A 14,894-nucleotide genomic window follows, 5' to 3' on the forward strand; every position below is an offset into this window, starting at 1 on the left:
AACCGTTACATGGTCCTCCTGGTAGGGCCTTCGCGCCGAATCGAGACGCTGTGGAATTGATTACGAGGTCCAGGTCACGTCGGGGCTACGATCGGAAATGTGCTGATCAACACCGCCGCGGGCGCGCTCAAGGCAGATGTCTCCGACGGGCTCGTCCGGGCACGCGGTGTCCGTTATGCGACCGCCGCCCGGTTCGCCGAGCCGTCGCCTCACGTGTGGGACGGCGTCCACGACGCCACCCAGCGCGGCCCCGCCTGCCCGCAGCCCCCCTCCGCGCTGGCCGCGCTGGTCGGCAACTCCGTGCAGGGCCTCTCCTTCGACGAGCACTGCCAGGTGCTGAGCGTCACCGCCCCGGTAGACGCGTCGGGTCTGCCGGTGATGGTCTGGTTCCACGGCGGCGCCTACGTGACGGGCAGCGGCGAGTCCACCAAGTACGACGCCGGGTTGCTGGCCGCGGAAGGCGTCGTGGTGGTCAGTGTCAGCTACCGCCTCGGCATCTTCGGCTACCTGCAGGACAACCTCGGACTGCTGGACCAGCTCGTCGCGCTGCGCTGGGTGCGGGACAACATCACCGCGTTCGGCGGCGACCCCGCGAACGTGACGGCGTTCGGCCAGTCGGCGGGCGCGGACTCCGTGTACGCGCTGATGTTCGCCTCCGACGAAGCCCTCTTCCACCGCGCGATCCTGCAGAGCGCACCGCTGGGCGCCCGCGGCCCCGAGCGCGCCGAGATGACGGCGGCCCTGCGGGAGTTCGTGTCCGTCGACGCCTCCACCCCGGTCGACGAGGTGCTGGCCGTGCAGAACGGGGTCCCGGCGGTGACGGCACGGTTCGCCCCGGCCGGCGGCATGCCGTTCGGCCCGGTGTTGGGCGAGATCGACCTCGCCACGGCGGCGCCCAGGGTCGAGCTGCTCGTGGGGCACACGGCCGACGACGGCAGCCCGTACGTCGCGGACCAGCCGGACGCCTGGGAGGTCGTGACCGAGCTCGTGTTCGCCGGCCCGGCACGGCAGCTCGCCGCGGACTGGACCGCGGCAGGAGGCCAGGCGGCCACCTTCAACTTCAAGTGGGCGGCTCCCGGAGCCCCGTTGGGCGCGTGCCACTGCATGGAGCTGCCGTTCCTGTTCGACCCCGCCGGGTGGACGGGCGCGGGGATGCTGGCCGGGCAGGAACCGGATCCGGTGCTGGCGAAGACCATGCGTTCGACGTGGGCGGACTTCGCCCGAAACGGGATGGACGCGTTGCCGTCGCGGACGCTTGAATTCGGCGGGTGACCGACCGCGAACGCTTGCGCACCACGTTCGGTGAGGATGCCACCCGCTACCACCGAGCCCGCCCTGCCTATCCCCCGCAGCTGTTCGGCCGACTTTCCGGCGCACGCATCCTGGAGATCGGCCCCGGCACCGGGCAGGCCACGCTCCCGCTGACCAGGCTCGGCTCGGTGACCGCCGTCGAGCTGAGCCCCGAACTGGCCGCCGTCGCCCGTGTGCACGCGCCGCTCGCCCGTGTCGAGGTGGGGGCGTTCGAGGAGTGGCCGCTGCCGGCCGAGCCGTTCGACCTGGTGGTGTCCGCCACGGCGTTCCACTGGCTCGATCCGGCCGTCCGGATGACGAAGTGCGCGGCGGCGTTGCGTGCGGGCGGGGCGCTGGCGGTCATCTCCACGCACCACGTCGCCGGTGGTACGGAGGAGTTCTTCGCGGACGTGCAGGAGTGCTACGAGCGCTGGGATCCCTCCACTCCGCCGAACCTGCGGCTCTCCCCCGCCGCCGGCATCCCGCGCGAGTTCGACGAGTCGGACGAGTTCGAGGCCCCCGAGTTCTTCCGCTACGAGTGGGAGCAGGTCTACGACACCGAGACGTACGCCGACCTGCTCCTCACCTACTCGAACCACATCGCGCTACCCACCCGCGACCAGCTGATCGCGGACATCACGCGGCTGATCAACACCCGCTACGACGGCAGGGTGGTGAAGCGCTACCTGACCCAGCTCGCCGTCGCACACCGCTCGTGAGAGTGCTTTCATGGATGCACGCCGCCGCGTTCGATTCGAACGAATGCAGGAGGCACGCATGGGATTGCGCGAAGGTCTGCTGATCGGAACCGCGGTCGTCGTGAGCCTGTCGCTGACACCAGCGGTCGCCGGCGCCGTCGAGCGGGACGTTGCGACGAACCTGGCCGTACCCTGGGACCTCGGGTTCCTGCCCGATCGTTCCGCACTGGTCACCGAACGCGGCTCTGCCCGCGTGCTGTCCGTCCAGAACGGGGCGGCGCGCGAGGTGGCCCGCATTCCCGGTGTGTCCGCGCAGGGCGAAGGTGGTCTGCTGGGTATCGCCATCTCCCCGGACTACGCCACCGACCGGTACGTGTTCGTCTACTACACGTCCACTTCGGACAATCGGATCGCCAGGTTCCGCATCGGCGAGGTACCGCAGCCGATCGTGACCGGCATCCCGCGCGGCCAGCAGATCCACAACGGCGGCGGGTTGTCCTTCGGACCGGACGGCATGTTGTACGCGGGCACCGGCGACGCGGGCAACACAGCCAACGCCCAGAACCCGAACTCACTGGGCGGCAAGATCCTGCGCATGACGAAGGAAGGCAGGCCGGCCCCGAACAATCCGACGTCATCGCTGGTCTACAGCCTGGGCCACCGCAACGTGCAGGGGCTGGCGTGGGACGGCCAAGGCCGGATGTTCGCCTCCGAACTGGGCCAGAACCGGCTGGACGAGCTGAACCGCATTCAGCCGGGTGGCAACTACGGTTGGCCGACCTGCGAGGGAGCCTGCAACAACCCCAGGTTCGTCGATCCCCTGCTGACCTGGTCCACGGCTCAGGCCTCGCCCAGCGGTCTGGCCTTCCACCAGGGGCACCTGTACATGGCGGCATTGCGCGGCCAACGACTGTGGAAGATCCCGGTCACCGCGACCGGTGGGGTCGGCCAGCCGCAGGCACTGTTCAACGGCACCTACGGCCGGTTGCGCGCGGCGGCGTCCGCACCCGACGGCACGCTGTGGTTCTCCACGTCGAACCGCGACGGGCGCGGCACACCGCGCGCCGGTGACGACCGAATCGTCAGCACGACCGGCTGACCACCGCTACGGGCGCCTCGACCGGCGCGCCACGACCACAGCCGCACCGCCGGCACCCACCAGCACCAGGCCGCCGAGTCCGAGCGGCAGCACGTCGAACCCGGTGAACGCGAGCTCGTCCGCCTCCGCCGACTGCGGCGCGGGTGCCTGAGGCGCAGGTCCTCCTCCAGGAGGCGGCATCTCAGGCGTCGAGTCCTTCGTCGGAGGCGTCGGCTTGGTCGGGGGCGTCTGCGGCTGGCAGCCCGTGTGCGCGGGGTTGCCACGGCCGACACCGTGGTTGCTGTCGCACTCGTAGCCGGAGTTCGCGTCCGAACCACCCGGCTGCTGACCGGACGGGTTCTTGTTGTCGGCCTTGCCGACGCAGCCGGCGCAGGGCTTGCCGGCCGCCTCACCGGTGCCGTTGCCGTTCAGCGACGGCGAGCCGTCCCGCGTGGAGTCGTACGGACCGTGCACGTTCGCGCCGTTGCCGCTGAAGTCCGCGTTCGACGGCGGCTGCGGCACGGTGGTGTCCTGACTGGACTGTCCAGGCGGGACGTTCGGGTTGTTCGTGATCCCGTTCCCCTTGCCGTTACCCGGATCGGCCAGCGCGAGGCCGGGGGCCAGCGCCAGCGCGGCGGCTGCCGCGAGGGCAGGGAGGAGCCGAGTTGCTTTCATACCCGAAATATAGGACGGCCTGTGAGCCGCGTTACACGGTTCACAGGCCGCAGTGCGGCAGCACTACGAACAGGTGATACGTGGCGACGCCCAGTCGCCGTGGTCGAAGTTGATGTTGTCGCCCGCGTCGGTCAGCACCAGCCGCAGGTTCTCGGCGTCGGCCAACGACGCGGTCAGCTTCTTCGCCGCGTCGGTCCCGGTGAGCCGCCCGGAATCCGCCACCTTCACCTCGTCCGCGAAGACCTGGAAGATCACCGACCCCTTGCCGGTGGCGACCTCGTCGTCGACACCGACGTCCACCGCCAGCGAAGAACACTTGCGGCCCAGGTAGAACTCGATCGTCGAAGCCGCGTGCGCACCGAAACCGCGTGCGTGCGTGGCACCGTTGATCGTCAGCGGCTTGCCGTCACCGGCGGCCTGGTTGCCGACGGACCTGTCGATCTCCACCGGGCCCCAGCCGTTGGTCGACGACGTGGCCTCGAAAGCCGACAGGTCGGAGACGCCGGCCGGCGGGGTCGGGCGCGGGCCGCCGTCGGTCTTGGACACGCGGTAGATCACGGTGGCGAGCGACGGAACGGAGGCGGAGATCGCGCCCGTGGTCGTGCGAACCGACTTGGTCCAGAGGTCCTTCAGCGACGCCGGGCCCGACATGCCGATCTCGGACAGCGACGTCGAGATCGTCTGCGTGGAGGCGGACTTGTTGAACAGCGCCACCGCCTTGTCGCCGTTGGCCAGCGGCTTCACGATCACGTCGACGCCGGTCTTGCCGGTGGTCCTGATGCGCTTGCCCTGCTTGCCGAGCTTGTCCTGGTCGATCGCGATGACGTCCTTGTTCTCCAGGATCGTGAACGTGTCCGCGGAGACCTTGCGCAGGTCCGAGCCGATCAGCAGCGGCGCGGCCATGATCGACCACAGCGAGAAGTGGCTGCGGTACTGGGTCGCGCTCATCTTGCCGTTGCCGACCTCGAGCATGTCGGGGTCGTTCCAGTGGCCAGGACCGGCGTAGGCGTCCAGCACGACGTTCTTCTCGTAGATGTCCATCGTGCGTGGCCAGGTGTCGTTGATGTCACCGGTGGTGCGCCACAGGTGCCCGGTGTCCGACGCCCACTCCCACGGCTTGTTCTGGCCCCACTCGCACAACGAGAAGACGATCTGGCGGCCGGTCTTCTTCAAGGCGTCGCGCATCTTGCGGTAGCGCTGCTTCGCGTCGACGCCCTGGTTGTTGCAGTTGTCGTACTTCAGGTAATCGACGCCCCACGACGCGAACTGCCGCGCGTCCGACTCCTCGTGGTTGAGGCCGCCGGGGAAGCCGTTGTCCTTGTTGCACGTCTTGGTGCCGGCGCTGGTGTAGATACCGAACTTCAGGCCCTTGGAGTGCACGTAGTCCGCGACGGCCTTGATGCCGTTGGGAAAACGGGCCTTGTTCGGCACGAGTTTGCCCTGGGCGTCCCGGGTCTTCTCGGCCCAGCAGTCGTCGATGTTGACGTACTCGTAGCCCGCGTCCTTCAAGCCTTTCGACACGAAGATGTCCGCGATGCCCTTGACCATCGCCTCGTTGAACTCCGCGCGGCACGCGGTGGTGTTCCAGTTGTTGAACCCCATCGGCGGGGTCAACGCCAAGCCATCCGGCAACGCCTGTGAGACAGGGGCGACCAGGACCGAGCTGACCACCGCGGTCAGCACAGCCAGGGTGAGGGTGCGCATGAGGGGTTCCTTTCCGAACATCACGCGGGAAGACCCCAGGGCTTGCCCGGGGTCGTGATGGCGACCGGCCGGACGGCCAGGTCGGGGCGGCGGCCCCTGGGGTGCACCAGGACTTCCTGCCCGCGGCGCAACGGGATCTCCAGCGTCCCGTCGCCGCGGTCGTGGTACCGGACCGGCGCCACCACGGACACCGGGCCGGTGATGCCGTGCCGCAGCACCAGCGGTTCGCCCGCGCGGCTGCGGACGAGCACGAACTCGGTCCTGCCACCGGAACGACGAGCGGTCACCGAGAACCCGCCCTCGCACGAATGATCAGCGATCATCACGTCCGGCCACGCGGACGGCACGGCCGGGAACACCCGCACCACACCGCCCCAGCTCTGGCAGACGAAGTCGTGGATCGTCTGCGCGCCGGACAACGGGGTCTCCACGACGGGCCCTGCCTCGGTGTACATGGTGTTCTCGAGCACCGGAAAGCGCTTCGAGGTGTCGAACATCTTCACGAAGTAGGCGTAGGCCTCGTCGCCTCGGAACATGCGCGCCGCGATCGAACCGGACCCGGAGTAGCTGTAGCCGCGGTGCGCCGGTTCCAGCGACATCCAGTGGCGCAACGACTTCTCGATGAGTGCCCGGTTCTCCGGCTGCTCCCAGTTCACCGTCATCAGCGGGAACATCGCGAGCAGGTGCGAGTAGTGCCGGTGCGACACCACGAACGGCACCCCGGCGCCGACCATGAACCCGTTCTCGTCGACCGGGTACGGCACGAGGTCCCGGAGCACCTCGGCCCACCGGGGCTCCAGCGGGTCCTTGATCTTCAGCAACGCCGCCGAGTCGAGCAACGTCCGGCAGCCCCAGCGGATCAGCTGCAGGTCGTAGTTGCAGTCCGGGGCGTCGCCGTACTCGGGCGAGGTGGTGACGTCGAGGTGCAGCTTGCCGTCGTTGCCCTTCTTCAGGAAGTGCAGGTAGTAGTTGATCGACCGGCGCAGCAGCGGGAACACAACGTCGGACAGGATCCGGACGTCCATGCTGTGCCGGTAGGACAGCCACACGTTGTGCAGCCCCCACGTCAGGTTGCCGAGCTCCTTCACACCGCTGCCGCCGGCGCCGGGCTCGTACAGCGTGCCCGCGTTCGACGTGGTGCGGTCGGTGCTGCGGCCGACACCCGCGGAGTCGTGCCGGTACTGCTCCTTGACGTTGCGGACGAGCTGGTCCTGGTTGTCCTTCAGCGTCGACGTGATCGAGTCCAGCTCCAGGTGGCCGGAGCCGTGGATCAGCCAGTACTCCAGCTGCACGTTGAGGTTCCACCACGCCGCGGCCCACGGCGTCTTCTCGAGCCACGGGCCGGTCGTCGCCATCACCGGGCCGCCGGCCCGCGAGCCGGACGCCACCTTGTAGAGCTGGATCCAGTAGAACGCCTGCAGCCGCTGCTCCCCGAACGACAGGAAGCTCTTCTGGTAGAAGGCGTTCCACCACTTCCGGTGCGACCGGGCGAGCAGCCCGCCGATGAGCGTGGCCTCGCGCACGGACTTCAGCACGATCTTGTCCGCGCCCACCTCCGGATAGGTGTGGGCGACCGAGAGCAGCAGCCGTTGCGTGCCGCCGGTGTTCGTGACGCGGTAGGCCGTCGCCGTCTGGCCGCCCGCGTTCAACGCCTGCGTCAAGAGCGTCTCGCGGCCGTTCGCGGTGGTCACCGGGTCGGGGTTCAGGACGTAGCCGTCCGGCAGCGGGTTGAAGTCCGCGCGCGGCGGAATCGCCTTGGCCGGCACGAACTCCAGCACCGGCCGTTCGGTGCCGGTGGCGGAGACGGTCAGCGACAGCACCGAGCGGTCGCTGTGGACGTAGGCGGCGAACGAGATCACGCCGAGCGAGGTCGTCACGGTGCCGCGCAGCTCCGCGTTCCACAGGTCGAGGCGCCAGTCGACGGCCGTGACGGACCCCGCGGCGGTCAGTTTCAGGTTGCCGACCGGCAGCCGGCAGACCCCGAACTGGCTGCCGCCGGTGGTGCGGTGGTCCTGCACATCAGCGTGCTGGACGGTGAATCGGACCGTGTTGCCCTCGGCGTACACAACACTGCCCAATCGGCCGTCTCCGAGGAAAGGCGCCTGTCCGTACTGCGTTGGGGGCTTTTTCCAGACCAGATCCTGGGCCCCGACGAACTCGCGCCAATCGCGTTCCGACATGCCATCGCAGTCGAAAACATCCGAGGACACGGTCGCTTTTCCGGTCGCGACGCCTGTTGAGACGAGCAACCCCGCCGCTGTGGCTCCACCGATGAAACCCCGTCTGCCAAAGACCATTACCCGCTCCTCGCCCGCACATGACGACTACTCACGTCCTGCTGCGCGGCGGTGCAGCCTGGTCCAGACAAGGGGGAAAGGTAGGAGTTCTGGGCCACATCGCGCAAGAGCCAACCAAGTGCAACACGAAGCAACATCCGGGTGCTGCTGCTCCTGCACGATGCTCAAGACGCCTAGGATGTCCCGCCAAAGGGGCGGGGAACACGCACGAGCCGTGCCCTTGCATTCGGGAGGTGGCATGGCCGTGTCGACAGCGGCGTTCAACGAGGGCAGGGTTCCCCAGCGGGGCCGCCCTCGAGACGCCAGCCGGGACGACGCATTACGTCAGGCAGCGCTCGAGGTGATGGCCGAGGTCGGGTACCGGGCCCTCACCATGGACGCCGTGGCAGCACGCGCACGAGCGGGCAAAGCCACGATCTACCGGCGGTGGGAGTCGAAGCTCGATCTCGTGATCGACACGTGCACCCAGCTCGCCACGCAGAACCTCGTCGCACCGGACACAGGCTCATTGGCGGGCGATCTGCGCGAGTTCCTCTCCTCGTTCGCCGCGTTCCTCTCCGGACCGATCGGCAAAGCCGCTCAGGCACTCGTCGGTGAGCTGCCCCACGAGCCCGAGCTGGCGGCGGCGTTCCGGGAGACGTTCCTGATCTCGCAACGCGACGTGCTGCGCGGCATCCTCGACCGCGCCGCCGAACGCGGCGAGCTGAAGGCCGACGCCCCGCGCGGCATGGCCGTCGAGATCGCGGGCGCGGCGCTGATCTACCGGCTGATGCTCACCGGTGACCCGCTCGACGAGCCGTTCGTGGAGAAGGTCGTCGAGCAGGTGCTCTTACCGTTGGTGCACGTCTAGCGGAACAGTTTGCGGACCAGCGCGAAGCCGACCACCGCGCCGACGGCGATCAGCGTGTACTTGACCTTGGGCTGGCTCAGCACGTCGAGCACGGACGAGCGGCCCTGCTCCACCAGCTTCTGCGGGTTGGCGCGCTCGCTGAGCTCGTCCAGGGTGGCGGCCAGCGCGGTACGAGCCTGTTCGATCTCGCGCTGAATGGTGTCGGGATCGCGAGCCACATGTCCTCCTAGCAGCGGTTCTGGCGTTCACCGTAGTGGACGGCCGGAAGCGCCGCGTCGAGCGACCCGAGAGAGCGAGTCCATGAACGGCCGATAGGCTTCCACGTGAGGGGTCGTAGCCCAATTGGCAGAGGCACTGGGTTTAGGTCCCAGCCAGTGGGGGTTCGAGTCCCCCCGACCTCACGATCTTCCTGGGTGGAGTCCGCTCACGGAGGGCGTTCGCCCAGGTCAGATCGGGTGTATTGCGGGATGACCCGCACCCCGGCTCAGGGCTTTCAGGTTGATTCGCCGCGGGGGCTGGCCCGCGGCGAACCGCCCTCAAGTTAGCCGCCGGAGTCCCAGGTGGATCACCAGCGACCGTCTCAATTCCCCGGGTTGCCCGCCGCCCAGTCGGCGATCTCCGTCCGCGTCGTCACGTCGAGCTTGCGCCGGACCCGCTGCAGGTGCGTCTCCACCATCCGCTGCGAGATCCGCAGCTCGGCCCCGATGCTCACGTTGCTCTGACCGGCCGCCACCAGCGCCACGACCTGCTGTTCGCGTTCGCTCAGTTCCGGGCGCTCGACGCGACCGACCAGCGCGTAGTCCACGGCCTGCTCGCGGGTCATCTCGCGGCCCTCGGCCAGGCAGGTGTCCGCACCGCGCAACGCCACCCGTGACGCCCGCACGACCTCGATGACCTCGTCGTGCCACACGACGTCAGCCGCGAACGCACCTTCCCGCAGGCACGACGCCGCGCCGACCAGACGCAACGCCCGCCGCGGATCGCCACGCCGGTGCGCGATGACGGCCAGCCCCTCCAGCACGTCGGCCACCCAGAACCCGTTGATCGACGCCCGCAGCGACTCGAGGAACCACTCGTCGGCGGCGTCGAGCTCACCCCGTTGCAGCGCCCGCAGTCCGACGGTGTGCAGGAACGCGGCGAGGCGGCGAGGCGGGGCGAGCCGCCGGTACACCGGCAGCACGTCCGCGATCAGCATGTCGGCGAACTCCTCGTCGCCCGCCTGCAACGCCGCCCACGCCAGGTTGTGCTCGATGATCGCCAGGTCCAGTGGATCAGCGCACGGCGCGAGCAGCGCCACGGCCTCCTCGTAGTACTTGCGGCCCTCGGCGAAGCGGGAGGCCCGGACGTGTTCGCCGGCCACGGCGTTCAGCGCCTGCGCGAGCAGTTCCCGCGAATCGAGCTCCCTGGCGAGCGCCACGGCCTCCTCGGCCCACTTCATGCCGTCGTTGGACTCGGTGCCCGCGAGGTACGCGAGGTGGCACAAGGCCAGGCAGCGCACCGAAAGTCCGGCGTCCGTGCGCACCGCCGCGTCCAGCAGCCACCTGCCCTGCGACACCTGCCCCTGGTCGCGCCACGCGGTGGCGAGCATCGTGGCGAGCTCGAGGTAGCGCGGATCTCCGGTGCGCGCGGCCCAGTCGACGGCGCACTGCAGGTTGCCGCACTCGGCGATCAGCGGGTCGACGACCTCGGGGGTCGTGAAGACGGTCGCGGTGAACGCGGGCCAGCGCGCGGCGAACCAGCGTGCGACCCGGGCCACCACGACGTCGGCCTGGGCGGCGAGCCTTTCCCTGCCGTACAGCCGAACCGACTCCAGCTGCTCGAACCGGCCGGAGAACGTGAGCAGCGACTTGGCCACGAGCGCGGAGAGCAGCCCGAGCACCCGGTCCGCCGGCAGGTCGCACGCCGCCACCGCCATGTCGAGCCCGAAACCGCCGGGGAAGGCGGAGAGGCACCGGAACGCGTGCTGCTCGTCGGCGTCGAGGTGGTCGTAGCTCCACTCGATCGCGGCGCGCAGGCTCTGGTGACGTTCGGCGGCGGTGCGGTTGCCGCGGTTGAGCAGCTCCAGCCGGTCGTCCAGGCGCGCCAGCAGCTCCCCGACCGGCAACACCGTCACGAGTCGGGCGGCGAGCTCGATGGCCAGCGGCAGCCGGTCCAGACGCGTGCACAACGTGGTCAGCACGTCCTGGTCATCGAGCCGCAGGCCCAGCTGGTTCGCGCGGGCGCGGTCGGCGAACAGCTCCACCGCGCACCCGATCGGCAACGGCTGCACCGCGAACAGCACCTCACCCGGCACCCGCAGCGGTTCCCGGCTCGTCGCGATCACCCGCACGCCGGGGCAGCCGAGCAGCAACGGTTCCAGCAGCGCCGCGCACTCCGCGACGACGTGCTCGCAGTTGTCCAGCACCAGCACCATCGTGCGGCCGGACAGCGCGTGCACCAGGGTGCTCAGCACGGGTTCGCGGGTGACCTCGCCGATGCCGAGCGCCGTCGCGCACGCCCGTGCGACGCCACGTTCCACCGAGGCGAGCTCGACCCACTGCACCCCCGCCTGGCCGCCGGCGTACTCCTTGGCCAGCCTGGTCTTCCCGACCCCTGCCGTGCCGACGAGCGTGAGCACCCTGGTGTTCGCGCCCAGCCCGCTGAGACAGCTCAGTTCGTCGGCACGGCCGATGAAGCTGTCCAGGGCGGTGGTCGGTTCGTCGTGGTGCGCACGCTGGCGGTAGGCCCGCTGCCGGCAGGCGTTCGAGCAGTACCGCGCGTGTCTGCGCCGGGAGGTGGCGGTCGCGGCGCCGCAGGTCGCACACGTTCCCACCTGTTCGGCCATCGAACGCATCGTAGTCAAACGATTACTCGCCGGAAAGGCCTTTCCGGCCACGTTGTGGACCAACGGCGCCACAACGCGTATACATCGGAGCTGTCGCCGCCGCGGCCTAGGTTCCGGGAGGACTGGACATGCGGTTGCCCACCCTGCGGTGGCGTGCGGCGGGAGCGCTCGTCATCGCACTGGCAGCAAGCGGCGTAAACCCTGTAGCAACAGCGGAAACCGGCGTTCGGCCGAAGGCTGTCGTGCAGCTGTCGAACGGCGTGCCGACCCTGTCGGTGACCCGTGGCGGCACCACCGTGCTGGAGCCGAGCCCGCTGGGCCTGGTGACGGAAAGAGCGGATCTTTCCACCGGTCTGCGATTGATCGGCCGGTCCGAGCGGCGCGTGACCGAGCACTACACCGCGTCGTCGGGCAAGCAACGGCAGCGCACGGTCGCGCACAAGGAGGAGCGCTACTCGTTCGCCGGCGCGGCCCGTCTCGACGTCGTCGTGCGTACGGCTGCTGATGGCATCGCCTACCGATATGAGCTTCCCTCCAGTCCTGGCAACGTGTTGCGTGAGACGTCGGCGTTCGTGGTTCCGGCCACCGCGACGGCCTGGGTCGCGAAGTACCGGCGTGACTACGAAAACCCTTTCATAGAGACCAGCGCGGCGGCTGCGGAGACCGCGGAGTACCTGCACCCGGCGTTGTTCGAGACGAACGGCGTGTACTCACTACTCACCGAGTCCGCTGTGGACGGTCGCCACTCAGGCGCGCGGCTCGTGCACACCGCGGGCTCGCCGTCGTACGCGATCAAGTACTGGGACGAGCAGGTGCTCGTGGACGGGCCGTGGCAGTCGCCGTGGCGCACGGCGGTCGTCGGCTCGTTGGCGGACGTCTCGTCGTCGACCTTCGTGGACGACCTGGCACCGCGTTCGCGCGTGCACGACACGTCGTGGATCAAGCCGGGCAAGGTGTTCTGGAGCTGGCTCGCCGGTGGCCGTGAGGCCGGGCAGAGCCTCGCGACGCAGAAGCGGTACGTCGACTACGCCGCCGCGCACGGCTGGCCGTACGCACTGGTGGACGCGGGGTGGTACTTCGACCCGAACTGGGACTACGACCCGTCGTGGGAGCAGACGTCGTGGATTCCGTCACTGGTCTCCTACGCCGCCGCGCGCGGGGTGAAGATCCATCTGTGGATCCACTACGACGAGCTGGACACGCCCTCTGAGAGCGCGGCCAGGCTGGCGTTGTTCGAGCGCTGGGGCATCGCGGGCGTGAAGATCGACTTCATGGACTCCGACGGCCAGGACCGCAACCGCTGGTACGACCGGATTCTCCCCGAGACCGCCGCTCACCGTCTGCTGGTCAACTTCCACGGCTCGACGATCCCGCACGGCATCCACCGCACGTGGCCGCATGTCATGACGATGGAAGCCGTGCACGGTGGTGAGAAGTCCTCAGGTCTCACCGGGACACACCTGACCGCACTGCCGTTCACCCGCGGCGCCGTCGGCGGCATGGACTACACGCCGTTGGCCTGGCACCGCCCGTCGCGCACGACCTCCGACGCGCACGAGCTGGCGTTGACCGTGATCTACGAGTCGGGCCTGGCGAACCTCGCCGGGCGCCCGGAGGACTACGCCGCGCGCCCGGTCGCGGAGCGGTTCGTCGACCAGGTGCCGACCGCGTGGGACGAGACGCGGCTGCTGTCCGGCCGGCCGGCTTCTCACTCGGTGTTCGCGCGGCGGTCGGGTGACCGGTGGTTCATCGGCGGCGGTTACTCCGGTGCCGCGCGGACCGTGTCCGTGCCGCTGGCGTTGCCGTCAGGGCGCTGGCTGGTGGAGATCACGCGGGACGGTCCTAACGGGCTCGTGCGCGAGTCACGGACCGTGCGCTCGGGTGATCTGCTCACTCTCGACGTGGGCAACAACGGCGGATTCGCCGCTATCGCGTGCCGCGCAGGTTCTCGGACGTGCGAGCGGCCGGTGCACGCTGTGCCTTCGACGTCGGTGTCCGCCACCGCCAAGGGCTTCACGGTGACCGGGCTCTTCACGACTTCGCAGGACGTGCGCGCGGTGACGTTGGTACCGCGCGTGCCGGCCGGGTGGTCCGTGCAGGGCGCACCGGTGAAGGCCGGCGCGGTGCGGCCAGGCCAGGCGCTGTCGGGCTCGTGGACCGTCGTGCCGCCCGCCGAGCCGTCCCCCTACGGCTACTACGACATCCCGGTCGTCGCGTCGTTCAACGGCGGTGTGGAGGCCGAACGGTCCGCACGGGTGCACTTGGTGAAACCGCTCTCGCCTGGGTGGAGCTACCTGACCGACCGGCCGTGGGCTTCGGCGGTCGGCGGTGACGGCCCGGTCGAGAAGGACCTCACGAACGGCGGTTCTGCTCCGGCTGACGGACGTGGCATCGCACTTCGGCGGGTCACCTACGGCAAGGGCCTCGGCACTCACGCGTCGTCCGAGATCACTTACGTCCTGGACTCGCGTTGCAGCGCTTTCGCGGCCTCGGTCGGCGTCGACGACGAGGCCGGTCTGGACGTGGCCAGGCAGCGCGTGGGCGGCACGGTGGCGTTCCAGGTGCTCGGTGACGGCGTCGTGCTGACCGACACCGGACTGCTCGGCGTGCGCACCCCTGCCCGTGATCTGGCGGTGGACGTGACCGGGGTGAGGACTCTCACCCTGCGCGTTTCCGACGGCGGCGACGGCACCCAGAACGACCACGCTTCCTGGGGCGACGCAAGGATTCGCTGCACCTAGCGACGTTCGGGGTGGGGTTTTCCCCACCCCGACTTTGCGGTTTACCCCAATGTCCCCGGGCTTCCCCATCCGTAACGTCGAACTCATGAACTTGGTCGACTGGGTCACCGACCTGATGCAAACGGCCGGCGCACCCGGAGCGGCTTTGGCCATCGCGCTGGAGAACCTCTTCCCGCCGTTGCCCAGCGAGGTCTTCCTGCCCCTGGCCGGTTTCACCGCCGCCCAGGGCAAGATGTCGCTGCTCGACGCGATCCTGTGGACCACGGCGGGGTCCGTCTTAGGTGCGTTGGTGCTGTACTGGATCGGCGCCGTGCTGGGCCGCGACCGCGTGCGGCGAATCGCCTCGCGCATACCGCTGGTCCGAGTGTCCGATGTGGACAGGACAGAGGCCTGGTTCTTGCGCAACGGCTACCGCGCGGTGTTCTTCGGCCGGATGATCCCGGTCTTCCGCAGCCTGGTCTCGATCCCGGCCGGGGTCGAACGGATGCGGATGGCGCCGTTCCTCGCCTACACCGCCGCGGGATGCCTTTTATGGAACACCGCGCTGATCCTGGCGGGCTACCTGCTGGGCGACAACTGGCACCTCGTCGAGCAGTACGTCGGCATCGGCTCGAAGGTCGTGCTGGGCCTGGTGCTCGTGGCGGTGGCGATCTTCGTGGTGACACGGCTCTCGAAGAAGCGGTCCACCACGCGGCTGTGAGACCCAGGCCCACCGACCCCACCCGCCCTACCTCCCT

General features: G+C 69.2%; 11 protein-coding genes and 1 tRNA gene. 7 read left to right on the plus strand and 5 right to left on the minus strand.

Annotated elements, in window-relative coordinates:
- The first annotated feature begins 99 nt into the window (after positions 1-99).
- Genes ACIA8G_RS19970 through ACIA8G_RS19980 form a run of 3 tightly spaced genes read left to right on the plus strand, consistent with a single transcriptional unit; the run spans position 100 to position 3,087 of the window.
- A complete protein-coding gene (locus tag ACIA8G_RS19970; RefSeq protein WP_396420052.1) occupies positions 100-1,272 on the plus strand; it encodes a carboxylesterase family protein in 1,173 nt (390 codons plus the stop codon).
- Positions 1,269-2,009: a class I SAM-dependent methyltransferase gene (locus ACIA8G_RS19975; protein ID WP_396420054.1), complete on the plus strand. Its 741-nt coding sequence runs from the start codon at positions 1,269-1,271 to the stop codon at positions 2,007-2,009. Before ACIA8G_RS19970 ends, ACIA8G_RS19975 begins: the two co-directional genes overlap by 4 nt.
- 58 nt (positions 2,010-2,067) lie before the next feature.
- Entirely contained in the window at positions 2,068-3,087 is a 1,020-nt protein-coding gene (locus ACIA8G_RS19980) for a PQQ-dependent sugar dehydrogenase (protein WP_396420056.1), read from the plus strand.
- A 6-nt stretch (positions 3,088-3,093) separates the two neighbouring features.
- Here ACIA8G_RS19980 and ACIA8G_RS19985 read toward each other — a convergent pair whose 3' ends face one another.
- The 3 genes from ACIA8G_RS19985 to ACIA8G_RS19995 form a co-directional block, all read right to left on the minus strand.
- Complete coding sequence (locus tag ACIA8G_RS19985; RefSeq protein ID WP_396420057.1) at positions 3,094-3,741, minus strand: hypothetical protein; 648 nt, start codon at positions 3,739-3,741, stop codon at positions 3,094-3,096.
- A 63-nt stretch (positions 3,742-3,804) separates the two neighbouring features.
- Positions 3,805-5,445, minus strand: coding sequence for an NPCBM/NEW2 domain-containing protein (locus ACIA8G_RS19990; RefSeq protein WP_396420058.1), 1,641 nt, complete (start codon positions 5,443-5,445; stop codon positions 3,805-3,807).
- A gap of 20 nt (positions 5,446-5,465) precedes the next feature.
- On the minus strand, positions 5,466-7,523 hold the full coding sequence (locus ACIA8G_RS19995; protein WP_396420059.1) for a glycosyl hydrolase family 95 catalytic domain-containing protein: 2,058 nt from the start codon (positions 7,521-7,523) through the stop codon (positions 5,466-5,468).
- Positions 7,524-7,980: 457 nt separating this feature from the next.
- Here ACIA8G_RS19995 and ACIA8G_RS20000 point away from each other — a divergent pair, with 457 nt between their 5' ends.
- Positions 7,981-8,592, plus strand: a complete 612-nt coding sequence (locus ACIA8G_RS20000; protein WP_396420060.1) for a TetR/AcrR family transcriptional regulator — start codon at positions 7,981-7,983, stop codon at positions 8,590-8,592.
- Here the strand turns inward: ACIA8G_RS20000 and ACIA8G_RS20005 are convergent.
- Positions 8,589-8,810 carry a DUF3618 domain-containing protein gene (locus ACIA8G_RS20005; RefSeq protein WP_396420061.1) on the minus strand — a complete coding sequence of 74 codons (222 nt, stop codon included), beginning with the start codon at positions 8,808-8,810 and terminating at the stop codon, positions 8,589-8,591. The genes ACIA8G_RS20000 and ACIA8G_RS20005 overlap by 4 nt on opposite strands.
- 109 nt (positions 8,811-8,919) lie before the next feature.
- On the opposite strand from ACIA8G_RS20005, the gene ACIA8G_RS20010 reads away from it, so the two are divergent.
- A tRNA-Leu gene (locus ACIA8G_RS20010) sits at positions 8,920-8,993 on the plus strand.
- A 179-nt stretch (positions 8,994-9,172) separates the two neighbouring features.
- On the opposite strand, the gene ACIA8G_RS20015 is transcribed toward ACIA8G_RS20010, so the two are convergent.
- Positions 9,173-11,416, minus strand: a complete 2,244-nt coding sequence (locus ACIA8G_RS20015; protein WP_396420063.1) for an ATP-binding protein — start codon at positions 11,414-11,416, stop codon at positions 9,173-9,175.
- 128 nt (positions 11,417-11,544) lie between these two features.
- Between ACIA8G_RS20015 and ACIA8G_RS20020 the strand changes: the two genes are divergently transcribed.
- Together ACIA8G_RS20020 and ACIA8G_RS20025 are read left to right on the plus strand one after the other, a co-directional pair.
- Positions 11,545-14,157, plus strand: coding sequence for a glycoside hydrolase family 97 catalytic domain-containing protein (locus ACIA8G_RS20020; RefSeq protein ID WP_396420064.1), 2,613 nt, complete (start codon positions 11,545-11,547; stop codon positions 14,155-14,157).
- A gap of 85 nt (positions 14,158-14,242) precedes the next feature.
- On the plus strand, positions 14,243-14,857 hold the full coding sequence (locus ACIA8G_RS20025) for a DedA family protein (protein WP_396420065.1): 615 nt from the start codon (positions 14,243-14,245) through the stop codon (positions 14,855-14,857).
- Positions 14,858-14,894 lie beyond the last annotated feature (37 nt).

This window comes from Lentzea sp. NPDC051213, from assembly GCF_044455585.1.
Classification (GTDB): Bacteria; Actinomycetota; Actinomycetes; order Mycobacteriales; family Pseudonocardiaceae; genus Lentzea.